The sequence below is a fragment of the Serinicoccus sp. CNJ-927 genome, assembly GCF_001942435.1.
Lineage (GTDB): Bacteria > Actinomycetota > Actinomycetes > Actinomycetales > Dermatophilaceae > Ornithinicoccus > Ornithinicoccus marinus.
In genome coordinates this window covers 206,427-229,348 of record NZ_MKKF01000011.1, presented here as the reverse complement: position 1 = coordinate 229,348, position 22,922 = coordinate 206,427, and the positions used below count along the sequence as shown (strand labels likewise).

Genomic DNA, 22,922 nt, shown 5'->3' with positions numbered 1-22,922 from the left:
AGCCGTGGCCCTCCCCACGACCTTCCGCCCCTTCTGGGTGGCCAGCACGCTGAGCTATGTCGCGCTCTCGATGACCACCCTGGGCGTCGGCGATCTCGCCCCCGGCCCTCACGCCGGCCCGGACTCCATCTCGACCTGAGCAAAGATGTCTTCGCAACACAGGCGATATTGCTTTGTCCGGAGCAGGCTTCCTTGCTCAGGGTGGTGGAGGGGTCAGTCCATCCGGGCATACCGGGCGCGGGCGAAGCTGTAGACGCCGTAGAGCGCCAGGCCCACCGCGACGAGGAGGAGCAGGACGGTGCCGAAGGCTGCTCGGCGAGCGTCTTGAGGGCGCCGTCCATCCCCTGCGCCTCGTCCGGGTCGGCCTGCCACGCCGCGAGGCCGAAGAGGCCGCCGACGACCAGCAGGGCCACTCCCTTGGCGACGTAGCCGATCATGCCGGCCACCGTCACGCCGGTGCCGAGGCTGCCGCCACCGGTGGCGGACAGGTCCTCGAGGAACTTCTTCGTGAAGCCCTTGTAGACGTGGTAGCCGCCGACGGCGATGACACCGAGCGCCACCGCGCCGACGAGGAGGCGACCCGCGGGCATCTCCATCAACCGCTGGGTGATGTCGGTGCTGGACTCCTGACCGCCCGAGCTGCCCCCACCGACCGCGAACCGGACCGAGATCACGCCGAGAGCGGCATACAGGACGCCCTTGCCCGCGGCCTTGACACGGGCCCCCGTCTCGCCACCACCGAGGATCCCGTCGAGCAGCTGGAAGAGCGCGAGCGCGACGAAGCCGAGGACGCAGATCCAGAGCAGGAGCGGACCGGCCGGGGCCTCACGCACCGTCGCGATGGCGCCGCTGGTGTCCGCCTCCCCGCCGCTGCCGAGGGCGACCCGGCCGGCGATCCATCCGAGCACCAGGTGGATGAGCCCGCTGGCCGCGAAGCCGACCCTGGCCACCTTCTCCAGCCACGGGTGGTCCGCCACCTGACGTGCCCGGCGCGATCCTTCGTCCAGGATGTCGTTGCTCACGCGGCAGAGCATGACAAACCCCCGGCCGCGGCGCGACCGGGGGTGCTGTCAGGTATGCCGGGACCGGCTCAGTACCAGTTCACGGCCTGGGAGTGGGCCCAGGCGGCGCAGGGCGAGCCGTAGCGGCCGGAGATGTAGCCCAGGCCCCACTCGATCTGGGTGGCCGGGTTGGTCTGCCAGTCGGCACCGGCCGAGGCCATCTTGTTGCCCGGGAGGGACTGCGGGATGCCGTAGGCGCCCGAGCTGGGGTTCATCGCGGTGTGGTTCCAGCCGGACTCCTTCTGCACAGCGAGTCCAGGCAGCTCCACTGGTCCATGCCCCAGCCGTAGCTGCCGAGCATGGACTGCGCGATGCCGCGGGCGTCACCGCTGTAGACGGGGGCGGGCTCCGGCTCGGGCTCGGGCTCCGGCTCGGGCTCGGGCTCCGGCTCGGGCTGGGGCTGCGCCACGGGCTCCGGCTCCGGCTCCGCGGCCGCGCGCTCCTGGTCACGGGAGGCGGCCTGCTCCTGCTCGGCCGCGCGCTCCGCGGCAGCGGCCTCGGCGGCCTCGGCCTCGCGCGCCGCCTTCTCCGCGGCCTCACGGGCGGCCTTCTCGGCCTCGGCACGGCGCTCCTCGGCGCGCGCCTTCACCACGGCGTCGGAGGCGTCCTGCACGGTGGACAGGCTCTCGTCCCGGATGCCGGTCGACACGCTCAGGGCGGCGTCCTGGTCGGCGCGCACCTCGCGCAGCTGCGCGAACATCCCGGTCGACTCCTCGCCGGCGACCTCGCTCAGCGCGGCGACGGCGTCGGCAGCGACGGTCGGAGAGAACTGGCCGACCGAGGCCCGCAGCGCCTCGTTGTGGCCCTCGGCGGCGGGGGCGCCGGAGCCCGCGGTGGCCGCGTAGGTCGCCAGGCCGAGCGATCCGGCGGCGATCGAGGCCGTCACGGCGATCGCCGCGGGGCTCATCCGGCGGCCTCGCGTGTGGCGGGCCTTCTGGTCATCGGTCATGGGGGCATGGCTCATGGGGCAGGTCTTCCTCACTCGGACGGCTCGCCGCTCTCGCTCATGGCTGCCGGGCCCTCAGGGGGGTGGATCACAGGGACGATCGGGGCCCGCGCGGCGTTACCAAAACGTGATGTAACCCCACTACCGTGCCGGGCAGCACGGCCTCACGTCAAACCCTCAGCACAAGACGTGGTGAAGGTCACACCGACATGAGGCCGGTGTGACGTCTGTGACTTCACCCTACGGCACGCCCGTCACAGCAGCGCCTCCGGGCCCTCCAGCATCTCCGTCACCAAGGCGGCGATCGGGCTGCGCTCGCTGCGGTGCAGCGTGACGTGAGCGAAGAGCGGATGCCCCTTGAGCGCCTCGATCACGGCGGCCACCCCGTCGTGGCGCCCGACGCGCAGGTTGTCCCGCTGGGCCACGTCGTGCGTGAGGACGACCCGGGAGCTCTGGCCGATCCGGGACAGCACGGTGAGCAGCACGTTGCGCTCCAGGCTCTGCGCCTCGTCCACGATGACGAAGGCGTCGTGCAGGGAGCGACCGCGGATGTGGGTGAGGGGAAGCACCTCGAGCATGTCGCGGTCGAGGATCTCCTCGACGACCTCCGTGGAGACCACCGCGCCGAGGGTGTCGAAGACCGCCTGCGCCCAGGGCCCCATCTTGTCGTTCTCGCTGCCCGGCAGGTAGCCCAGCTCCTGGCCGCCGACGGCGTAGAGCGGACGGAAGACGATGACCTTGCGGTGCTGGCGACGCTCCATGACCGCCTCGAGCCCGGCGCACAGCGCCAGCGCGCTCTTGCCGGTGCCCGCGCGTCCACCGAGGCTCACGATGCCGACGTCGGGGTCGAGCAGCAGGTCCAGCGCGATGCGCTGCTCGGCCGAGCGGCCGTGCAGACCGAAGGCGTCCCGGTCACCGCGCACCAGACGCACGGTGTGGTCGGGCGCCACCCGGCCCAGGGCGCTGCCCGAGGCGCCGAGGATGGTCAGCCCGGTGTGGGTGCGCATCTGCGCCGCCCCGGGATGCTCCAGCCGGCCGGTGTCGTAGAGCTGGCGCATCTGCTCGTCGTCGACCTCGATCTCGGCCATGCCGGTCCAGCCGCTGTCGACCGCGAGCTCGGCGCGGTACTCCTGCGCATCCAGACCGACCGACGACGCCTTGACCCGCATCGGAAGGTCCTTGCTGACGACGGTGACGTCCTGGCCCTCGCCGGCCAGGTTGGCCGCCACGGCGAGGATCCGGGTGTCGTTGTCCCCGAGCCGGAAGCCGGCGGGCAGGGCGGTCGGGTCGGTGTGGTTGAGCTCGACCCGAAGGCTGCCCCCGGCCTGCCCCACCGGCACCGGCTCGCTCAGGGTGCCGTGGGCGACCCGCAGGTCGTCGAGCATCCGCAGCGCCTGGCGCGCGAAGTAGCCGAGCTCCGGGTGGTGCCGCTTGCCCTCCAGCTCGGAGATGACCACCACCGGCAGGACGACCTCGTGCTCGGCGAAGCGCAGCAGCGCCCGCGGGTCGGACAGCAGCACGGAGGTGTCCAGGACGTAGGTCTTGCGGCCGGTCTCCGGCAGTGCGTCGAAGGGGGTGACGGCCTCGTCCAGCAGGTCGGCGGTCGAGACGGGACGGCTGATGCTCATGCTGACTCCCAGGGGGACGCGCGCCGGTGGGCTGCGCGTCGCAGGCGGTGGGCGGTCCGGGACCGGGCCACGCCACGACGTGGGCCGGTACCGGCCCTCCGCCAGAGCCAGAGCTCCATGTGGTGGGCCTCCCGAGAGGCGGGGCGGGGGTGCCCCGCGTCTGCCTCGACGGTATGCCGGGAGCCAGGTCCTGCCTGCGCGCTGCGGCGGCGTGTCGCTCAGCTGCCGAAGCGCCGCTCGCGCTCGGCGTAGGCCCGCAGCGCGCGCAAGAAGTCGACCTTGCGGAAGTCGGGCCAGAAGGCCTCGCAGAAGTAGAACTCGCTGTGCGCGCTCTGCCACAGCAGGAAGCCGCCGAGCCGCTGCTCGCCCGAGGTGCGGATCACCAGGTCGGGGTCCGGCAGGCCGCGGGTGTAGAGGTGCCCGGCGATGTCCTCCACGGTCACCGTGCTGGCGACCTCCTCGAGCGAGGCTCCGGACGCGGCGGCGTCCCGGAGGAGCGAGCGCACGGCGTCGGCGATCTCCCGGCGCCCGCCGTAGCCGATCGCCACGTTGACGACCATGGCGTCGATGTCGTCGGTCAGCGCAGCGGCCTCGGTGAGCCGGTCGGCGGTCTCCTGAGGCAGCAGGTCCAGGGCACCGACGACCCGCACGCGCCAGCGCCCGGTCGAGGCGAGCTGCTGCACCACCCCCTCGATGATGGTCAGCAGCGGCTCGAGCTCCCCCGCGGCACGGTTGAGGTTGTCCGTCGAGAGCAGCCAGAGGGTCACGACCTCGACCCGGGCCTCCTCGCACCACCCCAGGAAGGGCGCGATGTTCTCCGCCCCCGCACGGTGCCCGTCCGCGGTCTGCGCCCCTCGCCGCCGGGCCCAACGGCGGTTGCCGTCGAGCATGACCCCGATGTGACGTGGGAGCCGTTCGGCGGGCAGGTGCCGGCGCAGCGATGAGTTGTAGGCCCGGTAGACCAGGTCCCTCGGCGTCGGCATGGCCTCAACCTACCGGCCACCCCTGGAGATCCGCTGCGCCCGCGTCCGGGGCGGTGGAAGCGTCGCCCAGAGTCGTGGAACCCTCGGCGGGACCGAACCTACGGTTTCGTAACCTACGGTTGCGTAGGTTAGCCTGAAGGCATGTCGACCCCCCGTGACACGACCGAGGCGACCGGCACCCTGGGCTCCTTCGTCGGCCAGGTGACGGACCAGGTGAAGGATCGCGTCAAGCCCCACCTCCGTGGCTGGCTGCACCTCGTGATGGTCCCGGTGGCCGTGGTCTCCGGAGCTGTGCTCGTCGCGCTCGCCCCCAGCGCCCCGGCGGGCGCCGCCGCACTCGTCTTCGCGATCACCGCCGTCCTGCTCTTCGGCACCTCGGCGGTCTACCACCGCGGTCGGTGGAGTCCTCGGGTCGCGCACGTGCTCAAGCGCTGGGACCACGCCAACATCTTCCTCATCATCGCCGGCACCTACACCCCCTTCGCGGTGCTGCTCCTCCCGTCGCCGCAGACCAGGCTGCTGCTCTGGGTCGTCTGGTCCGGGGCGCTCGCCGGGGTCCTCTTCCGCGTCTTCTGGGTCGGGGCGCCGCGGTGGCTCTACACCGGGGTCTACATCGCCCTGGGCTGGGTCGCGATCTTCTTCCTGGTCCCGATGTGGCGCAGCGGCGGCCCGGTCGTCGTGGGGCTCATCGGGCTCGGGGGCCTGTTCTACACCCTGGGCGCCGTCGTCTACGGCCTGCGGCGCCCGGACCCCTCACCTCGGTGGTTCGGCTTCCACGAGGTCTTCCACGCCTTCACGGTGGCGGCCTTCGCCGCGCACTGGCTGGCGGCCTATCTCAGCCTGTCGATGGACTCGGTGCCCGCGGCCTGAGCACCTAGAGCACGGCGGCGCTCAGGCGAGCGGGTCGTCCTCGGGCCGGTCCGGTGCGTCGCCCTGCTCGGCTGGGCTCTCCTGCCGCAGCCGGGCCTCCTCCGCCCGCCGCATCCGCCGCAGCCGGCGGGTGAGGTCGCGGCCGAGGAACCACACGGCCAGGGCCAGCCCGAAGAGGACGAGGAAGCCCCCGAGCCCGGCCGTGATCTCGACGCCGGTCGAGTTCACCGGTCGTGCCCCTCGTCGCGGCGCACGTCGTCGGCACCGTCTCCGTCAGCGTCCCCCATGTCGGCAACGGCGTCCTGTTTCCGCTCACCGACCGCATCCTGCTCCAGCGGCGGCAGCGGCGGCTCGCCCCGGTGCGCCAGCACGAGCGCCCCGGTCTCGTCGCGCTGCGGCACCTGACGGCACCGGGCGTCCAGCCCACCGTCGAGGTCGCGCAGGCCGGCGAAGAGGTCGTCCTCGGGCAGTGTCACGGGGACCAGCGAGCGCGCCAGCTCGTAGTCCTCGGTGGGCCAGACCCGCTGCTGGATCTCCAGCGGGACGCGGAACCAGGGCCCCTCCGGGTCGACCTGGGTCGCGTGCGCGCGCAGCGCGTCGTCGCGCACCGAGAAGTGCTCCCCGCACGGCACGCGGGTGGTGAGCACGCGGCGCGGCCGGCTCCCGAGGTGCTTGCGCCAGTCGGCGAACGGAGGCTCGTGACCGGCCTCGACCATGGCCTCGTCCAGCCGGATCATCCGCTGCGGGTCCCAGCCGCTGTAGTAGACCTTGAGCGGCTGCCAGGGCTCGCCGGCGTGCGGGTATGCCTCGGGGTCGCCGGCCGCCTCGAAGGCCGCCATCGTCACCGTGTGCGTCATGATGTGGTCGGGGTGCGGGTAGCCGCCGTTCTCGTCGTAGGTCGTGAGCACGTGCGGCCGGAACTCCCGGATCACCCGGACCAGCGCCTCGGTGGTCACCTCCGGCGGCTCCAGCGCGAAGCACCCCTCCGGCAGCGGCGGCAGCGGGTTACCCTCGGGCAGGCCGCTGTCGACGAAGCCCAGCCAGGTGTGGCTGACACCGAGGATCTGCGCCGCCCGGGCCATCTCGTCCCGCCGGACCTGGGCGATGTCGCGGATGATGTGCGGGTCGTCCTTGAGCTTCTCGTTGAGCACGTCCCCCCGCTCCCCACCGGTGCAGGACACGACGCGCACGTCGACCCCCTGGGCGACGTAGTGCGCCGTCGTGGCAGCGCCCTTGCTCGACTCGTCGTCAGGGTGTGCGTGCACCGCGAGCAGGCGCAGCCCGGGACCCGAGGTGGCCATCGGCATTCCTTCCGCGTCGGAGCCGGCACGGGTCGGCGTCATGGCCGACCGGACCGTGCCGGACAATGGTGGTGGTGCCGCTCCGGGCACCCCGCCATCCTCTCACCCCCTCGGAGGGCAGCCGCACATGACCGCCAGCAACACCGGTCCCGCCGAGCCGCCGCGCCCGGACGGCGTCCGGGACTGGGACGCGGAGGAGGAGCGTGCCGAGGCGCAGGAGCGCGGCCGGCGCGGCGACCGCCGGTGGTGGGTCGTCGGCGTGCTGGCCGTGGTCGTCATGAGCCTCATGGCCGTGATCTGGGGACTGTCCGCCACCGTGGGGCGGGTGCACTGGGTCGACACCGGCTTCGAGGTCGTCTCCGACAGCCGGGTGGACGTGCGCTTCGACCTGCGGCGCGACCCCTCGCGCGAGGCGGTGTGCCGGCTCGAGGCGCAGGCCACCTCGCACGTGGTCGTCGGGCGGACCGAGGTGCGCGTCCCCGCGGCCCAGAGCTCCCCGAGCCGGCACGTGGAGAGCGTGACCACCGCCTCGCCGGCCGTCACCGGCTACGTCGAGGAGTGCTGGTACGCCGACGGGGCGCCCCGCCGCTGACGGCAGGACGCCCCGAGGCGGTCGCGCGGGAGGTCAGGGCTGGTAGGGCGTGGCCTCCAGGATCTTGACCTCCACGGTCTTGCCGTTGGGCGCCTCGTAGCTGACCGTCTCGCCCGTCCGGCCGCCCAGGAGCGCGGCCCCGAGCGGGGACTGCTCGCTGTAGACGTCGAGGTCGCTTCCCTCGTCGATGATCTCCCGGGACCCGAGCAGGAAGGTCTCGCTGTCGCCGAACATCTCCACGGTCACGACGGTCCCCGGCTGCACGACGCCCTTCTCGGTCGGGGCCGACCCCACCACGGCGTTCTGCAGCAGGTGCTCGAGCTGGCGGATGCGGGCCTCCATCTTGCCCTGCTCCTCCTTGGCGGCGTGGTAGCCACCGTTCTCCTTGAGGTCGCCCTCCTCCCGGGCCGCCTCGATGCGCTTGCTGATCTCCGAGCGCCCTTCGTCCTTGAGCTGGGTCAGCTCGGCCTGCAGGCGGTCGTAGGCCTCCTGGGTCAGGTAGCTGGCTGCTGTGGTCTCGGTCACTGCGTCTCCTCGGTATGCCTTCGCGTGGCCGGCGGCGTCCAGCCGCGGCCGGCGATCGTGCGCCGGGTGCCGCGCCAGGCGGTGCGGCTCTCCCCAAACACACGGTCCGGGCCAACAAGGCCCGGACCGTGGATCGAGCGACAAGTCTAGCCCGCCTGCACCCCTGAGTCGACCTCACGCGTGGACCTCACACGGCGACCGCGCCTCGATCCCGGGCCCACCGCGAGCCACCTCGGCGGCATGGGGCGGCACGGTCGGCCCTCGGTCGCCGCGGGTGGGACACTGGGGTGATGCGACACGACGCCACCCTTCCCGGCCGCGCGACCCCCCTGCCCGACATCCCCGAGCGCCACGTGGTCCTCGGCACCTCGATGCACGAGCCGTGGCCCGAGGGCTCGGAGGTGATGACCGTGGCGATGGGCTGCTTCTGGGGAGCCGAGCGGATCTTCTGGCAGCTGCCCGGCGTGGTCACCACCGCGGCCGGCTACCAGGGCGGCACCACCCCGAACCCCACGTACCGCGAGGTGTGCACCGGGCGCACCGGGCATACCGAGTCGGTGCTGGTCGTCTACGACCGTCGCGCGACCGATCCCGAGACCCTGCTCAAGGCCTTCTGGGAGAACCACGACCCGACGACGGCGAACCGGCAGGGCAACGACATCGGCACGCAGTACCGCTCGGCGATCTACTGGACGACCCCCGAGCAGGAGCGCGCGGCCCGGGCGACCGCCGACGCCTTCGGCGAGGTCCTGCGTGACGCCGGGCACGGACCGATCACGACCGAGCTGCTGCCCGCCTCCGAGGCCGGACCCTTCTACTACGCCGAGGACGTGCACCAGCAGTACCTCCACAAGAACCCCGGCGGCTACTGCAACCACGGCCCGAACGGCTACACCTGCCCGGTCGGCCTGGTCCCGCAGGACGAGCTCCCGGCCCAGACGAGCATCGCGCCGCCCGACTGAGGGCGGCGTCGGCCTCGCCCGAGGGTGACCCGGTCGTCCACCCCCTAGACTCCTGCGGGTCAGATCCCGTGACCGGCGACGAGAGGTGGTCCATGGCTGACCCGTCGGCCGCCAGCCCGCTCGACTCCCGGCCCCGGCGGCCCACGCTGGCGCAGGTACGCGCCGTGGCTCAGCCGCCCGAGGTCCTGGGGCGCGGCAGCGCCGAGCACTGGACCGGGGATCTCTACCTCCGTCGGGTGTCGCCGCACCTGACCCGCGCGCTCATCCCGACGCCGGTGACGGCCAACGGGGTGACCTGGCTGATGATGGTGGCCGGCTGGGCCGCCGCCGGCGCGCTGCTGATCCCCGGCCTCTGGGGAGCGCTCCTCGGCGCGCTCCTCGCGCAGCTGCAGATGCTGCTGGACTGCTCGGACGGGGAGGTCGCCCGGTGGAAGGGGCTGTCCGGGCCGGTCGGCGTCTTCCTGGACAAGGTCGGCCACTACACCGTCGAGGGGGCGATCGCGCTGGCCCTCGGCTGGCGGGCGGCCGGGGTCGTCGGTGGGCAGGAGACGGATCCGGCCACGACGTGGCGGTATGCCTTCCTCGGCGCGCTGCTGGCCGCCGGGCTCCTGCTCAACAAGGCGCTCAACGAGATGGTGCACGCCTCGCGGGCGGCGGCCGGTCTGGACCGGCTGCCGGACACCACCCAGGCCCGGGCCGTGCCGGCAGGCAGCGTGCTGGGGGTGCTACGCCGAGCGGCGCGGCTGGTGCCCTTCCACCGGATGTTCCACTCGATCGAGATGACTCTGGTCACGCTGGCGGTCGCGGTGGTCGGCGCCCTCGCCGGTGCCGAGCTGGAGGCCGCGCGCTGGCAGGTGCTCGTCATGGCCGCAGTCATCCTCCCGGTCACCGCGGGCCACCTCGCCGCGATCCTCGCCTCGCCCCGGCTGCGCCGAGAGGACGCCCGATGACCGGGGGCACCTCCAGCGGCCGTCCCAGCTTCGGCGTCGTCGTCCTGACCCAGGGCCGCCGCCCCGAGGAGCTGGCGCGCGGGCTGAAGTCGTTGCAGCGCCAGCAGGGGGTGGAGCTCGACGTGGTGGTCGTCGGCAACGCCTGGAACCCCACCGGCCTCCCGAACGAGGTCAAGACGCTGGCGCTGCCGACCAACATCGGCATCCCCGCGGGGCGCAACGCCGGCGTGCCGCACGTGGACGGCGAGTTCCTCTTCTTCCTCGACGACGACGCCTGGCTCATCGACGACGACGTGCTGCTGCGGACGGCGGGCTACCTGCGCGAGCACCCCGACGTCGGCCTGGTGCAGCCGCTCATCGAGGACCCCGAGGTGAGCGACGGGGCGCACCCGGGCCGGTGGATCCCTCGCCTCGGGGCGCGCCAGCGGCATACCGAGGCCGACGTCTTCAGCGTGGTCGAGATGACCGTGGCGATGCGCCGGGAGGCCTTCGAGGCGACCGGCGGGTGGCCGGGCATCTTCTTCTACGCCCACGAGGGCATCGAGCTGGCGTGGCGGGTGTGGGCGGCCGGCTACCGGGTCCGTTACGTCCCCTCGCTGCGCACCGGTCACCCCGTGGTCGACCCGCGCCGGCACTCGGACTACTTCTTCAAGAACGCCCGCAACCGGGTATGGCTGGCCCGGCGCAACCTGCCCCGGCCGCTGGCCGTGGCCTACGTCGGCAGCTGGACCGGGATCCAGCTGGTGCGCTGGGCCGCGCAGCGTGACGGGCTCGCCTCGTGGTGGTCCGGCTGGGTGCACGGCTGGCGCAGCGACCCCTTCGAGCCGGGCGAGGACCGCACCCGCCTCACCTGGCGTGCGGTCGCGCGGATGGCCCGGCACGGCCGCTTCCTCATCGTCTGACCGAGTCAGGCATGTCGGCGTCCAGGGCACGGAAGAGCTCGAACCACCGTGCCGCGAACGCCTCCTGCCCGAAACGCCCGTCGACGCCCGCGCAGCCGGCCCGCAGCGAGGCAGCCAGCTCTGGGTCGCCGAGGACCTGGGCCGTGCGCTGCGCCAGGCCCGGGATGTCGCCGTCCGGGACGAGGAATCCGTTGACCCCGTGGTCGACGATGTCCGCGGGCCCGTAGCGGATGTCGTAGCTGACGATCGGACACTCCTGCCGCAGTGCTTCCACGAAGACCATGGGAGCGCCCTCGAACCTGCTGGACTGCAGGCACAGCGTCGCCCGGCGGTACTCCCGCCCCGGCTGGTTCGTGAAGCCCTCGAGGCTGACCGCGTGCCGGACCCCGAGCTCCTCGATGAGCTGCTGCAGCTCGGCGCGCCGGGCCCCCTCGCCATAGATCTCCAACCGGGCGTCCGGGTGCTGCTCCAGCACCTCGACGAAGGCCCGGATGCCGTGGTCCGTGCGCTTCTGGCTGGCCAGCCGGCCCATCATGATGACGAGCCGCGGGTCCCGCTCGACCTCGGTATGGGTGGCGGCACCGGGTGCGGCGTGCGGCATGACCCAGACGTTGTCACGCCGGCCCACCAGGGCCTCCGCCTCCGCCCGCTGACTGTCGGTGAGAAACACCATGGCCCCCATCGTGTCCAGGTGCCGGAAGAGCTTGCGGAAGGTGGAGCGCAGGTCGTCCAGCGAGCTCGAGGTGGACCTCAGATGGGAGTTGTGGGCGACGAAGACCGTCCGGACGTGGTCGCGCCGGTAGCCGAGGACGTCGTCGTCGGCCTGCCGCGCCTCGACCGCCACGATGGTGGGATGCCCCCCGCTGAGCGCGTCGAGCGCGCGATGCACCACGGGGGTCAGGGTGCCGTCCTGCCTCGACTCGACGTTCCCGTCCTCGTCGAAGAAGGTGACCGACTCCTCCTGTGGCTTCCCGCCGGGGCGCTTGGGCGGGCGGAAGGTCTGCGCATACATCGGGCCGCCGTTGCGCCGATGGAACACGTGCTCTCTCGCCGTCGCCTCGCCCGGGTCCCAGAGCATGGTCCGGCGGAGCCTGCCCTCCCGGTCGTACTCCTCCCGCCGGATCCGCTCCCCGTCGGCATCGAAGTGGTCCTCGTGCTCCAGCGCCCCCTCGACGAACCTGCGCAGCACCAGCGGCGTCCCGTCCTCGGCGTAGCGCACGAGGTTGCGGCCCCGACGGACCCACCCCGATGCCTCCAGGTCGCCCTCGGCTCCCGCGTCACCGCTGCGGGCGGCACCGCTTCGGTGCCGTCCGGGTAGGCGTCCATCAGCCAGCGCACCTCCACGCCCTCGCCCAGCTGCCCGCGGCGACGCATCCCCTCGATCGCCCGGGGCAGGGTGTGGGCGTGGTTGCGCACCAGCACGACGGAGCGGAGCCCACCCTGCTCGTAGAGGGTGCGGCACTTGGCCAGGATGGAGGCGGTGCGCCCTCCGAACTCCATGGGGATGCCCTCGACGAGCACGACATGCTGGACGTCCGGCGGTGGCGCGAGCTCGGGGACCGGGTCGCGGCGGACGACGGGCCGGGGGGCCTGCGACGGGTCCTCACCCCCGACCCGGTCCGGGCGCCCGGACCGCCGCAGCCGGTCGAGCACCCGGCGCGGCGTGGATCTCAGTCTTCTCGCCATCAGCAGGCATACTCGCATGAGTCCACCACGAGGAGGCAACCCAGAGTGCGTGTCATCACCTACGGCACCTACGACCTGTTCCACGAGGGCCACCGTCGCCTGCTGGAGCGCGCCAAGGCGCTCGGGGACTACCTCATCGTCGGCGTGACGACGGAGAACTACGACGACGCCCGGGGCAAGCTCAACGTGCAGCAGAGCCTGATGACGCGGATCAAGAACGTCGAGGACAGCGGCCTCGCCGACAAGATCATCATCGAGGAGTACGAGGGCCAGAAGGTCCAGGACATCCAGAAGCACCAGGTCGACGTCTTCGCGATCGGCTCGGACTGGCTGGGGCGCTTCGACTACCTGCGGGACTACTGCGACGTCGTCTACCTCGAGCGGACCAAGGGGGTCTCCAGCACCCAGCTGCGCAACGAGGCGGGGGTCATCAAGGTCGGGGTCGTCGGGGCGGGCCGGATCGCGCACCGCTTCGTGCAGGAGGCTCGCTTCGTCAGCGGCGTCAGCGTCGAGGCGGTGCACAACCGGACGCACAGCACGGCGCAGGACTTCGCCGCCGAGCACGAGCTCAACCGTGCCGTGGAGGACTACGACACGCTGCTCGAGGCGGTCGACGCGGTCTACGTCGCCACCCCGCACGACACCCACGCCGACTTCACCCGCCGCGCGCTGGACGCCGGCGTGCACGTGCTGTGCGAGAAGCCGATGACGCTCACCCGCGCCGAGACCGAGGAGCTCTTCGCCCGGGCGAAGGAGCGCGGCGTCGTGCTCATGGAGGCGATCAAGACCGCCTTCGCCCCCGGCTTCCAGCGCATGGTGGCGTTGGCCCGCAGCGGCGCGATCGGCCAGGTGCGCTCGGTCGACGCGACCTTCACCAAGCTCGTCGACGAGGGCCGGGAGCTCCAGGCCCCGGCGGGCGGCAGCATCTCCGAGCTCGCCAGCTATCCGCTCGTCGCCGTCGTCAAGCTGCTCGGGACCGAGATCGCCGACGTGCGCACCACCTCGCTGCAGCCGGAGGCATCCCCTGTCGAGGTCTACTCCAAGATCGACGTGACCTTCCGGCACGGGGAGGCCACCGCCCGGACCGGGCTGGGGGTCAAGGCCGAGGGTGACCTCGTCGTCGCGGGGAGCGCCGGCTACCTCTACGTGCCGGCGCCGTGGTGGAAGACGGAGTACTTCGAGGCCCGCTTCGAGGACAGCCGGGACAACAAGAAGTACTACTACAAGTTCGACGGCGACGGGCTGCGCTACGAGCTCGCCGAGTTCGCCTGGCTGATCCGCAACGAGACCTCCGAGTCCTACAAGCTGCGGGCCGCCGAGTCGGTCGCCATCGCCGACGTCATCGAGCGTGCGCGCACCGACGCCCGGGTCCTCACCTGATGGCGCTGCCCCCGGTCGGTCCCGACCAGGAGCCGCCGCGCCCCTCGCCGCTTGAGCGCGCCCGCGCGACCGCGCTGCGGGCCAGGACGCAGACCGAGCGTCGCGCCCGGCGTCTCCTGCGGCGGCAGCTGACCCGCGCCCGCTCCTCGGACAGTGAGCTGCTGCAGCGGGCCTACGTGCTGGGGCGGCAGGGGGCCCGGGCAGCCGTCAACACCGTCACCACCGTCAGGTGGGGTGGGTCGCGACCCTGTGGGGCGCGCGCTGGCTGGACGGCACCACCTACGAGATCCGCGGCTGGGCCTACGAGCGCGGCTACGGGCATACCTCCCCGCCCCAGGTCGAGGTCGTCGTCGCGCGGCGCGGAGGGACGCGCCTGCGGGTGCGCGCCGACGTCACGTCCGTGCACGAGATGGAGGTCAACGCCTTCGCCACCCAGGGGGAGTTCGACTACGCCAACACCGCCTTCGTGGCCCGCGTCGACCTCGCCGCCGTCCTCGCCGACGAGGACCCGCGCCCGTGGCAGGTCCACGTCCGGGTCACCGGTGCGGACGGCCGCACCGCGTCGGGCACGCTGAAGCACCGCCACCGCGCCAGCTCGGCCCTGATGCTCGGCGCGCGCACCTTCCCCGGTGGCGTGCAGGTGGTGCCGAGGTGGGTCCGGCGGCGCGGACTGTTCTTCGCCCGGGTGGTGCCGTCGGCACTCGCGCGCGAGGTCGATATCGACGGGCGCGAGGTCCGGGCCGAGGTGGAGCTGCGCGGCATCAGGGCGGAGCGGGTCGAGCTCGTCTCCCGGTATGCCCGGCGCCCGGTCGACGTGGACCGGCGGGACGACGGGGTGCTCCGGCTGCACGCGGAGGTGCCCGAGACCTGGGTGGTCCTCCCCACGGAGACAGACCTGCTCGCCCCGGAGACGGAGGAGGGTGCGCTGGACTCCCAGGCCCCCGGCGCGAGGGCGGCAGCCGAGGAGGACGGCTCCGAGGCCGCCGCGGAGGAGGCCGGCTCGGAGCAGTCCGACACGACGACCGCGGCGGGGCCGGACGACGCCCGGGAAGGGCAGCGTCGCGTCGCCCAGACCTACCGGGTGGTCGTCGTCGACACGCATGGCACCGAGCACGTCGTCGCCACCGCGCTGGACCAGGAGATGCCGGTGCAGGCACGTGGGTCCGGCCTGCTCGCCTACGCGGGCTCGGGCGGCGCGCTCTACCTCGCCGACCCACGGTCCCACCTCGTCGTCACCGGGACCGAGGTCGAGCCCGGCGAGGCACCGCGAGTGCGCCTGCGGGGCACCTGGGGCGGGGAGCTGGAGCACCTGGACCTGACCTTCGCCGGCCGGCGCCAGGTGCTGCCCGCGGCCGTGGAGCTGCGCCCGGACGGGACCTGGGAGGCCGAGGTCGACCTGCTGCAGCCACGATGGGGCGGCCCTGCCCGGCTGCCGCGCACCGGCAGCTACGCCCTGCGGGGACGAGACTCCTCGGGCGGCTCCGTGCGGGTCATGGCCGCCCCCGACGTGGTCGCGCGCACCCCGCAGAAACTGCCGGTCGAGCAGGCGAGGCTGCGGTGGGAGATCGGCAAGGGGCGCTCGCTGCGGCTGCGCGTCGGCCTGACCCGCGCCGCCGACGAGCTGGGGTCGTTCCACCAGCGCCGGATGGACGCGGCCTACCTCGCCGGTCCGCACGAGCCGCAGCGATCGGTCTACCTCGAGTCGTTCTACGGCCGCCTGGCCACCTGCAACCCGCACGCCCTGGACGCGGTCATCGCGCGCGAGCACCCGGACTGGGTGCGTTACTGGGGCGTGACGGACCTGTCGGTGCCCGTCCCTGAGGGGGCGGTCGCCGTGGTCGAGGGCACCCAGGCCTGGTTCGACGCGCGGGCCCGCTCGCGGTTCGTCATCGCCAACGACTGGCTGCGCCGCCGGTTCACCCCGCAGCCCTTCCAGACGGTGCTGCAGACGTGGCACGGGTCGATGTTCAAGCGCATCGGCCTGGACCGCCCGAACGCCGACGCATCGACCCGGGAGGCCCTGGTCCGCGAGCGGGACAAGTGGGACGTCCTGCTCAGCCAGAACCACCACAGCACCGAGATCTTCCGCAGCGCCTACGCCTGGGAGGGCGTCTTCTACGAGGAGGGCTACCCCCGCAACGACGCCCTCACCGGGGGGTCCGGGGAGCAGATCCGCGAGCGCCTCGGCATCCGACCCGACCAGAAGGCCGTGCTCTACGCCCCCACCTGGCGGGACAACGCCGCGGGCATGGTGGTCTTCCTCGACCTGGAGCGGCTCACCGCCGATCTCGGCGATGACTACGTCGTCCTGCTCCGCGGCCACTCCCGCACCGTCGGCCACGGCCGCAGCGTGGACCTGCCCGGCGTCGTCGACGTGACGACCTACCCGCACATCACCGAGCTGTTCCTCGCGGCCGACGCGCTCATCACCGACTACTCCTCGGTGATGTTCGACTACTCCGTCACCCGGCGCCCGATGATCTTCTACGTCCCCGATCTGGACGAGTACCGCGACGACGTCCGCGGGGTCTACTTCGACCTCGGCGAGGAGGCACCGGGCCCGGTCGTGGCCACCCAGGAGGAGGTGGTGGCGGCGCTCCGGGAGATGGACGACACGCAGCGGTATGCCGAGCGCTACGCCCGGTGGGTCGAGCGCTTCAACCACCTCGACGACGGGCACAGCGCCGAGCGGGTCGTCGCCCGCCTCTTCGAGGGCGCCTGAGGACGCGGCGCTCGATCGCTCAGAACAGCGCGGCGACCAGGCCGACGACCGAGCGGCGCCGACCCGACGGGTGCGCGAGGCGCTCCGGCTCAGGGGCGGGAGCTGCGGCCGCCGCACGCCAGGACAGCTCGTCGACGGCTCCGGCGATGCGGTGCTCGTCGGCGGTCTGCGGCAGCACCGACTCCGTCGGCCCGGGCTCGGGGGCCGCTGCCCCGTCGTCGACGAGCAGCAGGCAGGGGATCGCCCGCTGGGCGCACCACGCACGGTCCTGCTGCTGCGCGGGCCAGCGGACGACCCGGACGGGGGTCCAGCCTGACGCCATGTCGTTCTCCTCACCTCGGCTCGACGACACCGTCAGTCTGCTGTGCCGCGCAGCCGCTGACGGCCCAGATCGGGGGTTCCCGGCGAGGGTTCACGAGGCGTTCACGCGGCGGTCGCACCAGGGTCGGCCGGAGGTCGCAGAAGGGCCACGACCGGTCTTCCGGTCGTGGCCCTCCTGCTGCTCGGGGGGTCAGCCCTCGCTGCCCGGCTGCCCGCCGAGCTCGCTCATCTGCATGATCTGGTCCTCGGCGGGGGCCTCGATCTCCTGCGGCTCGCCCCAGTTGTCCATCATCATCTCGGCCGACACGCCCTCCATGTCGAAGGCGAGCTGACGCATGAGGTTGTCGTCGTCCAGCCAGACGTCGTAGACGACGGTCTCCGGCATACCCGGCGCGGTCGTCGTGGCGGCCTCCCCGGCCGCGGCCGCCTCGGGATCGAGGGTCACCTGATAGCGCCGCATCTCGGTGCCGTCGACGTCCTCCTCGCCGACGAGGACCACGCTCTGCGCGCCCTGCTCCCACGCCTCCCACTGCGAGGAGACGTCGAGATCCTCCATGGCGGCGGCCTGACCGAGCAGATCCTCCCCACCGCGGACGTACATCCCGTCGGGGGTGACGCCGGGCATCGCGAAGTAGACCTCGCCGCCGGTGGTGATCATGTCCATGTCGCCGAGCTCGGGCACGGCCATCGTGAACTGCATGACCGGCTGGTCGCCGGAGAGGTCGACCGCCCCCTCCGCGTCCATCGACTGACCGGAGGCGTCCATGGTCATCGTGAGGGTGTAGCTGGACAGCGTCTCCTCGCCCGGCTCCTGCATCATCGCGAGGAACTCCTCCACGGGAATCTCCTCGCCGTCCGCGGCGGCGTCCGCGTCGCCCTCACCACCGGCGTCGCCGTCGGACGCGGCTGCGTCCTCGCTCTCGTCCTCCTGCCCGGCGCTGCTCTCCTGCGAGGTCTCGGTGCCGGAGGACTCGCCGGCCCCGCCCGCGGAGTCACTGCTCTCGTCCCCGCCGCAGGCGCTCAGCCCCAGCCCCAGGACTCCGGCGCTGAGGATCGCGCCCAGCCTCGTCCGCGTGCTGCTCATGTCGGTCTCGCTTTCCGGCGGCTCCCGCCGGGCGGCGGGAGGTGGATGGTGCTCCCCATCGTGGCACAGCGGCGCCTTCGGTTCTTCCCCGGCGCCGGTGCTGTGGTCGAATGGGGACTCTGTCCGTCTTCCCTTCGCCAGAACGCAGGAACCACCACGTGACCGGCAACGCCACCTTCCGGCACAGCGACACCGCTGTGCTCTCCGTCACCGCCGTCGACGCCCCGATCGTCAAGACCTCCGCCGAGTTCGACGAGGTCATCGGTGACTCCTACACCCGCAACGGGCTGCGCCCGGGAATGCTGGCCAAGCTGGCAGGGATCTCCGAGCGTCGATGGTGGCCAGAGGACCAGAGCTTCGTCGACGGCGCGGTCCAGGCCGCGCAGGAGGCGCTGGCGGAGGCCGGGGTCGACGCGAGCCGGGTGGGACTGCTCGTCAACACCTCGGTGAGCCGGGAGCACCTCGAGCCGTCGATCGCCGTGTCGGTGCACCACGACCTGGGGCTGCCCTCGGCGTGCCTCAACTTCGACCTCACCAACGCCTGCCTCGGGTTCGTCAACGGTATGCAGCTGGCCGCGACGATGATCGACGCCGGCCAGATCGACTACGCCCTGGTCGTCTGCGGCGAGGGCTCGCGTATCCCGCAGGAGCGGACGTTGGAGCGGCTCTCCGGCCCGGACGCGACGGCGGAGGACATCGTCAGCCAGTTCGCCACCCTCACCCTGGGCTCCGGCGCGGCGGCGATGCTGCTCGGCCGGGCCAGCGAGCACCCGGAAGGACACCGCGTGGTCGGTGGCGTCACGCGCGCGGCCACCGAGCACCACGAGCTCTGCGTCGGCGACTTCACCGAGATGCGCACCGACGCCCAGGGACTCCTCGTGGCGGGGATGGGGCTGGCCGGCGAGTTGTGGCGCGACGCGGCCCAGGAGTTCGACTGGCAGGAGATGGACCGCTACATCGTCCACCAGGTCTCGCAGGTGCATACCACCAAGACCGCCGAGGCGCTGGGCATCGACCTCGCGCGCATCCCCCTGACCTTCCCCACCTACGGCAACGTCGGTCCCGCCGCGGTCGCGATCACCCTCGCGAAGGAGGCGGACGCGCTCGAGCGCGGGGACCGGGTGCTCATGATGGGCATCGGCTCCGGGCTCAACATGACCTGCCTCGAGATCGACTGGTGACCCGGGCCGAGCCCAGCTGAGCGTGGCCGTGCCGCACCCCTCCCCCACCCACCGGATCGAGGATCCGGCGCGCCGCGCCGCGCACGACCGGGTCGGTCTCCCGTCCGCGCCGCTGCCCGGGCTCGAGCGCGACTGGTCGCGGGTCGTGCTGGCCCGGGACGCCGAGGGGCGGACCCGGCGGTGGCACGTGCTCGACAACGGCCCCGCGCTCGAGGCGGAGGGGGTCGAGCCCGTCGGGACGGTCTTCGCGGTCCACGGCAACCCGACGTGGTCCTACCTGTGGCGCCGGGTGCTGGCGCAGGCACCTCCCGGCTGGCGCGTGGTCGCGGTCGACCAGCTCGGGATGGGCTGGTCCGAGCGCCCCGGCACCCCCCGCACGCTGGGCCAGCGCGTCGCCGACCTCGGGGGTCTCACCGACGCCTCGGGCTCACCGGACCCGTGGTCACGCTGGCCCACGACTGGGGCGGACCGGTCAGCCTGGGCTGGGCCCTGGCGCACCGGGAGCAGCTCGCGGCCGTGGTGCTGACCAACACCGCCGTCCACCAGCCGGTCGAGCACGCGGCGCCGGCCGTCATCCGGCTCGCGCGTGCCCCGATGCTGCTCGCGCAGGCGTGCCGCACCACCCCCGCCTTCGTCCGGGCGACGACCGCCCTGTCCCGGCCCGCGCTGGCCCGCGACGTGCGCGACGCCTTCGCGGCGCCCTACGCGAGCGCCGCGCGCCGCGACGCCGTCGCCGACTTCGTCCGGGACATCCCCGTCGAGCCCGACCACCCCAGCCGGAGGACGCTCGACGACATCGCCGCTGGCACGGCGACGCTGGACGTGCCGGCGCTGCTGGTCTGGGGCACCCGCGACCCGGTCTTCTCGCAGCGCTACCTGGAGGACCTGCTGCGGCGGCTGCCGCACGCCGACGTGCAGGTCTACCCCACCGCGTCGCACCTCGTCCTCGAGGACTCCCCCGAGGGTGTCGGGGTCGTCTGGGACTGGGTGCGGCGACGGGTCGGCGGGGACGGGGCACGGGCCGCGCACGACGACGGGGCCGAGGGGGCGGCTCCCGGTGAAGGTTCGGCCGTGGTGCCGATCCGGGTCGACACGAGCAGGCCCGACGAGGTCGCGGTCGTCGAGCTCGGTGAGGGCGAGCGGCGGGTGACCTTCGGCGAGCTGGACGAGCGGGTGGACGCCGTGGCCCAGGGTCTGGCGGCCCGAGGCGTGCAGCCGGGTGACCGCGTGGCCGTGCTCGTGCCACCCGGGGTGGACCTGACGACGGTCGTGTATGCCGTGTGGCGCCTCGGCGCCGTCGTGGTCGTCGCGGACGCCGGGCTGGGGCTGCGGCGGCTCGCCGCGGCGCTGTCCGGCGCGGGGCCGGCGCACGTCGTCGGCATCGGCCGTGCGCTGGCTCTCGCGGCGGCGACCCGGGTCCCGGGGTCACGGATCCGCACCGACGGGGGAGGCCTGGTCGCGCTGGCGGACGAGGGCCGCGGCGGGACCGACCCGCTCCCGGACCGGCTCGACGACGAGGCCGACGGGGCGATCCTGTTCACCTCGGGTGCGACCGGCCCGCCGAAGGGGGTCATCTACACCCGGCGCGGCCTGGGCGCCCAGGTCGCGCTGCTGCGGGAGACCTTCGGCTTCGGCCCGGGCGAGCGCTTCGTCGCGGCGTTCGCGCCGTTCGCGCTCTACGGCCCGGCGCTGGGGCTGCCGAGCGCCGTCCCGGACATGGACGTCACGGCTCCCCACACGTTGACGGCGACCGGGCTGGTCGAGGCGGTCGCCGCGGTCGACGCGACGATGGTCTTCGCCGCGCCGGCCGCCCTGCGCAACGTCGTCGCGACCGCCGGGTCGCTCACCGCTGACCAGCGGGGGGTCCTCGGCGGCGTGCGGCTGGTGCTCTCCGCCGGCGCGCCGGTGCCGCCGGACCTGCTGCGCGAGGTCCAGGAGGTGCTGCCCGGTGCGCAGACGCAGACGCCCTACGGGATGACCGAGGCGCTTCCCGTCGCCACGCACGACCCCACGGCGACCGCGACCGACGAGCTCACCGCGCAGGACGGGGTCTGCGTGGGACGACCCGTGCCGGGCGTCGAGGTGGGTGTGGCCGCACTGGGGCCGGACGGCATATCCACGGAGGAGCTCGGGACAGGACCGGGTGTGGTCGGCGAGATCGTCGTGCGCGGCCCGCACGTCAAGGACCGCTACGACCGCCGCTGGGCCGCGCAGGAGCACAGCGACCGGCCGACCGGCTGGCACCGCACCGGCGACGTAGGACACGTGGACGAGGACGGTCGGCTCTGGGTGGAGGGGCGGCTGGCCCACGTGCTCACGACGGCTGACGGACCGGTGACCCCCTACCCCGTCGAGGACCGGGTGCGGAAGATTCCCGGGCTGGTCGACGTCGCCGTCGTCGGGGTCGGCCCGACCGGGGCGCAGCTCGTCGTGCTCGTGCTCGTGCCGGGTCACCGGGGCGGGCCTCTCGCGCGCCTCACCGGGGCCGCTCCCGGCGCGGGGGCGCTGGCCGGCCCGGACCTCGCCGCACGGGCGCGGGCCACGGCAGGCGTCCCGGTGGCTGCCGTGCTCGTGCGCGACTGGCTCCCGGTGGACGTCCGGCACGCGAGCAAGGTCGACCGCGGCGCCCTCGCGGACTGGGCCGAGGGGATCCTCCACGGTCGCCGGACGGCCGACCGGCTGCGCGACGTGCTCGCCGGCCGGGGTCGCGCCCGGGCGCCCCGGCGCAGGAGCCGCTGATGGGCGGGCGGGTGCTCGTCACCGGTGCGAGCGGGATGCTCGGGGGCGCGACCGCCGACCTGCTCGCCCACCACGGCTGGGACGTGACCGTCATGCAGCGCCGGACCGCCGGGGGCCGGCACCGCGAGTCGCTCGGCGACATCCGCGACCCTGACGCCGTGGAGCGCGCGGTGCGGGGGCAGGACGCGGTGGTGCACCTGGCGGCCAAGGTGGACGTGGTCGGCCCGTGGCGCGACTTCGTGGACGTCAACGTGCGCGGCACCCGCCGGGTCATCGAGGCGCTGCGCAGCCACGGCGGTGGCCGGCTCGTGCAGGTCAGCTCTCCCTCGGTCGCGCACAGCGGCCACTCGCTGGCCGGGGCGGGCGCAACCCCCGCCAGCCCGATGCGCGCCCGCGGGCACTACGCCCGGACCAAGGCCGCGGCCGAGCTCTTCGCCCTCGAGGCCGACTCCCCCGACCTCGCGGTCACCGCCGTGCGGCCGCACCTGGTCTGGGGGCCGGGCGACACCCAGCTCGTCGGCCGCATCGCGCAGCGCGCCCACCAGGGCCGGCTCGCGCTGGTCGGCCCGGGCACCGCGCTCGTGGACACGACCTATGTCGACAACGCCGCCGAGGCCCTGGTCGCTGCACTGGACCGCATCGACGTCGCGCGCGGCCAGGCCCTGGTCGTGACCAACGGCGAGCCGCGGCCGATCGGCGAGCTCGTCGGTGACATCTGCCGCGCGGTCGGGGCACCGGCGCCGCGGCTGCGCCTGCCCACCCCCCTGGCCTGGGGCCTCGGGGCGGCGGTCGAGGGAGTGACCGCGCTGTCCGAGCGGGTCCCCGGCCTGCCGACCATCAACCAGCCGCCGATGACCCGCTTCCTGGCCGAGCAGCTCTCGACCGCGCACTGGTTCGACCAACGGCACACCCGCGAGGTGCTCGACTGGCGCCCGCGGGTGAGCGTCGACGAGGGCCTCACCCGCCTCTGAGCTCTGCGCGCCTGCAGCGGTCATGTCGCCACATCAGCGGTTCTGAGCAGACAACCGGTGCAGTCGCGCACGTCGGGAGCGGCACCGCCGGGACCTCTCCCCCGGCGGCGCCGCGGCG

The 22,922-nt window shown here is 73.4% G+C and carries 20 protein-coding genes and 2 pseudogenes; 12 read left to right on the top strand and 10 right to left on the bottom strand.

The annotated features are described in order from the left end of the window. Positions 1-4 precede the first annotated feature (4 nt). Positions 5-139: a hypothetical protein gene (locus BJF86_RS19295; RefSeq protein ID WP_269087256.1), complete on the top strand. Its 135-nt coding sequence runs from the start codon at positions 5-7 to the stop codon at positions 137-139. A 74-nt stretch (positions 140-213) separates the two neighbouring features. On the opposite strand, the pseudogene BJF86_RS05070 reads toward BJF86_RS19295, so the two are convergent. From BJF86_RS05070 to BJF86_RS05050, 4 genes and pseudogenes are all read right to left on the bottom strand, one after another. Continuing rightward, positions 214-1,034: pseudogene (locus BJF86_RS05070) on the bottom strand (DUF1206 domain-containing protein). Positions 1,035-1,090: 56 nt separating this feature from the next. Beyond that, a pseudogene (locus BJF86_RS18710) lies at positions 1,091-1,371 on the bottom strand (transglycosylase SLT domain-containing protein); the annotation flags it as partial. Between the two features lie 890 nt (positions 1,372-2,261). Further along, complete coding sequence (locus BJF86_RS05055) at positions 2,262-3,635, bottom strand: PhoH family protein (RefSeq protein ID WP_075810766.1); 1,374 nt, start codon at positions 3,633-3,635, stop codon at positions 2,262-2,264. A gap of 218 nt (positions 3,636-3,853) precedes the next feature. After that, a complete protein-coding gene (locus BJF86_RS05050; RefSeq protein ID WP_075810765.1) occupies positions 3,854-4,618 on the bottom strand; it encodes an isoprenyl transferase in 765 nt (254 codons plus the stop codon). Between the two features lie 141 nt (positions 4,619-4,759). Here BJF86_RS05050 and trhA point away from each other — a divergent pair, with 141 nt between their 5' ends. Further along, positions 4,760-5,488, top strand: a complete 729-nt coding sequence (gene trhA / locus BJF86_RS05045; RefSeq protein WP_075810764.1) for a PAQR family membrane homeostasis protein TrhA — start codon at positions 4,760-4,762, stop codon at positions 5,486-5,488. 21 nt (positions 5,489-5,509) lie between these two features. Here the strand turns inward: trhA and BJF86_RS05040 are convergent, their stop codons facing one another. Continuing rightward, positions 5,510-5,716, bottom strand: coding sequence for a hypothetical protein (locus tag BJF86_RS05040; protein WP_075810763.1), 207 nt, complete (start codon positions 5,714-5,716; stop codon positions 5,510-5,512). Beyond that, positions 5,713-6,789, bottom strand: a complete 1,077-nt coding sequence (gene mca, locus BJF86_RS05035) for a mycothiol conjugate amidase Mca (RefSeq protein ID WP_075810809.1) — start codon at positions 6,787-6,789, stop codon at positions 5,713-5,715. The genes BJF86_RS05040 and mca overlap by 4 nt, the downstream gene beginning before the upstream one ends. Positions 6,790-6,916: 127 nt before the next feature. Here mca and BJF86_RS05030 point away from each other — a divergent pair, with 127 nt between their 5' ends. Continuing rightward, complete coding sequence (locus BJF86_RS05030; protein WP_075810762.1) at positions 6,917-7,381, top strand: DUF4307 domain-containing protein; 465 nt, start codon at positions 6,917-6,919, stop codon at positions 7,379-7,381. Between the two features lie 33 nt (positions 7,382-7,414). Here the strand turns inward: BJF86_RS05030 and greA are convergent, their stop codons facing one another. Further along, complete coding sequence (gene greA / locus BJF86_RS05025) at positions 7,415-7,906, bottom strand: transcription elongation factor GreA (RefSeq protein WP_022924448.1); 492 nt, start codon at positions 7,904-7,906, stop codon at positions 7,415-7,417. A 290-nt stretch (positions 7,907-8,196) separates the two neighbouring features. Between greA and msrA the strand changes: the two genes are divergently transcribed. The 3 genes from msrA (at position 8,197) to BJF86_RS05010 (ending at position 10,720) form a co-directional block, all read left to right on the top strand. Beyond that, entirely contained in the window at positions 8,197-8,868 is a 672-nt protein-coding gene (msrA, locus tag BJF86_RS05020; protein ID WP_033418706.1) for a peptide-methionine (S)-S-oxide reductase MsrA, read from the top strand. Between the two features lie 92 nt (positions 8,869-8,960). Beyond that, positions 8,961-9,818: a CDP-alcohol phosphatidyltransferase family protein gene (locus tag BJF86_RS05015; RefSeq protein WP_075810761.1), complete on the top strand. Its 858-nt coding sequence runs from the start codon at positions 8,961-8,963 to the stop codon at positions 9,816-9,818. Then, on the top strand, positions 9,815-10,720 hold the full coding sequence (locus tag BJF86_RS05010) for a glycosyltransferase family 2 protein (RefSeq protein WP_075817201.1): 906 nt from the start codon (positions 9,815-9,817) through the stop codon (positions 10,718-10,720). The genes BJF86_RS05015 and BJF86_RS05010 overlap by 4 nt, the downstream gene beginning before the upstream one ends. Here BJF86_RS05010 and BJF86_RS05005 read toward each other — a convergent pair. After that, complete coding sequence (locus tag BJF86_RS05005; RefSeq protein ID WP_075810760.1) at positions 10,710-11,939, bottom strand: glycosyltransferase; 1,230 nt, start codon at positions 11,937-11,939, stop codon at positions 10,710-10,712. The two genes, BJF86_RS05010 and BJF86_RS05005, sit on opposite strands and share 11 nt — an antisense overlap. Positions 11,940-12,451: 512 nt before the next feature. Here BJF86_RS05005 and BJF86_RS05000 point away from each other — a divergent pair. Both BJF86_RS05000 and BJF86_RS18705 read left to right on the top strand, forming a co-directional pair. Next, a complete protein-coding gene (locus BJF86_RS05000) occupies positions 12,452-13,786 on the top strand; it encodes a Gfo/Idh/MocA family oxidoreductase (protein ID WP_075810758.1) in 1,335 nt (444 codons plus the stop codon). Between the two features lie 229 nt (positions 13,787-14,015). Next, positions 14,016-16,508, top strand: coding sequence for a CDP-glycerol glycerophosphotransferase family protein (locus tag BJF86_RS18705; protein WP_237768084.1), 2,493 nt, complete (start codon positions 14,016-14,018; stop codon positions 16,506-16,508). A 19-nt stretch (positions 16,509-16,527) separates the two neighbouring features. Here BJF86_RS18705 and BJF86_RS04990 read toward each other — a convergent pair whose 3' ends face one another. After that, the gene (locus tag BJF86_RS04990; protein ID WP_075817200.1) at positions 16,528-16,830 is read right to left on the bottom strand and encodes a hypothetical protein; all 303 of its coding nucleotides are present in this window, start codon (positions 16,828-16,830) and stop codon (positions 16,528-16,530) included. A 189-nt stretch (positions 16,831-17,019) separates the two neighbouring features. After that, positions 17,020-17,913 carry a hypothetical protein gene (locus BJF86_RS04985; RefSeq protein ID WP_075817199.1) on the bottom strand — a complete coding sequence of 298 codons (894 nt, stop codon included), beginning with the start codon at positions 17,911-17,913 and terminating at the stop codon, positions 17,020-17,022. 158 nt (positions 17,914-18,071) lie between these two features. Between BJF86_RS04985 and BJF86_RS04980 the strand changes: the two genes are divergently transcribed. The 4 genes from BJF86_RS04980 to BJF86_RS04965 are packed head-to-tail and all read left to right on the top strand — an operon-like array spanning position 18,072 to position 22,804. After that, positions 18,072-19,094, top strand: coding sequence for a 3-oxoacyl-ACP synthase III (locus BJF86_RS04980; protein WP_187345591.1), 1,023 nt, complete (start codon positions 18,072-18,074; stop codon positions 19,092-19,094). A 28-nt stretch (positions 19,095-19,122) separates the two neighbouring features. After that, on the top strand, positions 19,123-19,620 hold the full coding sequence (locus BJF86_RS19490) for an alpha/beta fold hydrolase (protein ID WP_321166147.1): 498 nt from the start codon (positions 19,123-19,125) through the stop codon (positions 19,618-19,620). Next, positions 19,533-21,833: an alpha/beta fold hydrolase gene (locus tag BJF86_RS04970; RefSeq protein WP_075817196.1), complete on the top strand. Its 2,301-nt coding sequence runs from the start codon at positions 19,533-19,535 to the stop codon at positions 21,831-21,833. Before BJF86_RS19490 ends, BJF86_RS04970 begins: the two co-directional genes overlap by 88 nt. Next, the gene (locus BJF86_RS04965; RefSeq protein WP_075817195.1) at positions 21,833-22,804 is read left to right on the top strand and encodes an NAD-dependent epimerase/dehydratase family protein; all 972 of its coding nucleotides are present in this window, start codon (positions 21,833-21,835) and stop codon (positions 22,802-22,804) included. The genes BJF86_RS04970 and BJF86_RS04965 overlap by 1 nt, the downstream gene beginning before the upstream one ends. Positions 22,805-22,922 lie beyond the last annotated feature (118 nt).

What these genes read in the sequence shown, in the direction of transcription:
- BJF86_RS05055 (WP_075810766.1), bottom strand. Translation starts at nt 3,635, where the DNA reads ATGAGCATCAGCCGTCCCGTCTCGACCGCCGACCTGCTGGACGAGGCC.
- BJF86_RS05050 (WP_075810765.1), bottom strand. Translation starts at nt 4,618, where the DNA reads ATGCCGACGCCGAGGGACCTGGTCTACCGGGCCTACAACTCATCGCTG.
- trhA (WP_075810764.1), top strand. Translation starts at nt 4,760, where the DNA reads ATGTCGACCCCCCGTGACACGACCGAGGCGACCGGCACCCTGGGCTCC.
- mca (WP_075810809.1), bottom strand. Translation starts at nt 6,789, where the DNA reads ATGGCCACCTCGGGTCCCGGGCTGCGCCTGCTCGCGGTGCACGCACAC.
- BJF86_RS05030 (WP_075810762.1), top strand. Translation starts at nt 6,917, where the DNA reads ATGACCGCCAGCAACACCGGTCCCGCCGAGCCGCCGCGCCCGGACGGC.
- msrA (WP_033418706.1), top strand. Translation starts at nt 8,197, where the DNA reads ATGCGACACGACGCCACCCTTCCCGGCCGCGCGACCCCCCTGCCCGAC.
- BJF86_RS05015 (WP_075810761.1), top strand. Translation starts at nt 8,961, where the DNA reads ATGGCTGACCCGTCGGCCGCCAGCCCGCTCGACTCCCGGCCCCGGCGG.
- BJF86_RS05010 (WP_075817201.1), top strand. Translation starts at nt 9,815, where the DNA reads ATGACCGGGGGCACCTCCAGCGGCCGTCCCAGCTTCGGCGTCGTCGTC.
- BJF86_RS04990 (WP_075817200.1), bottom strand. Translation starts at nt 16,830, where the DNA reads ATGGCGTCAGGCTGGACCCCCGTCCGGGTCGTCCGCTGGCCCGCGCAG.
- BJF86_RS04985 (WP_075817199.1), bottom strand. Translation starts at nt 17,913, where the DNA reads ATGAGCAGCACGCGGACGAGGCTGGGCGCGATCCTCAGCGCCGGAGTC.
- BJF86_RS04965 (WP_075817195.1), top strand. Translation starts at nt 21,833, where the DNA reads ATGGGCGGGCGGGTGCTCGTCACCGGTGCGAGCGGGATGCTCGGGGGC.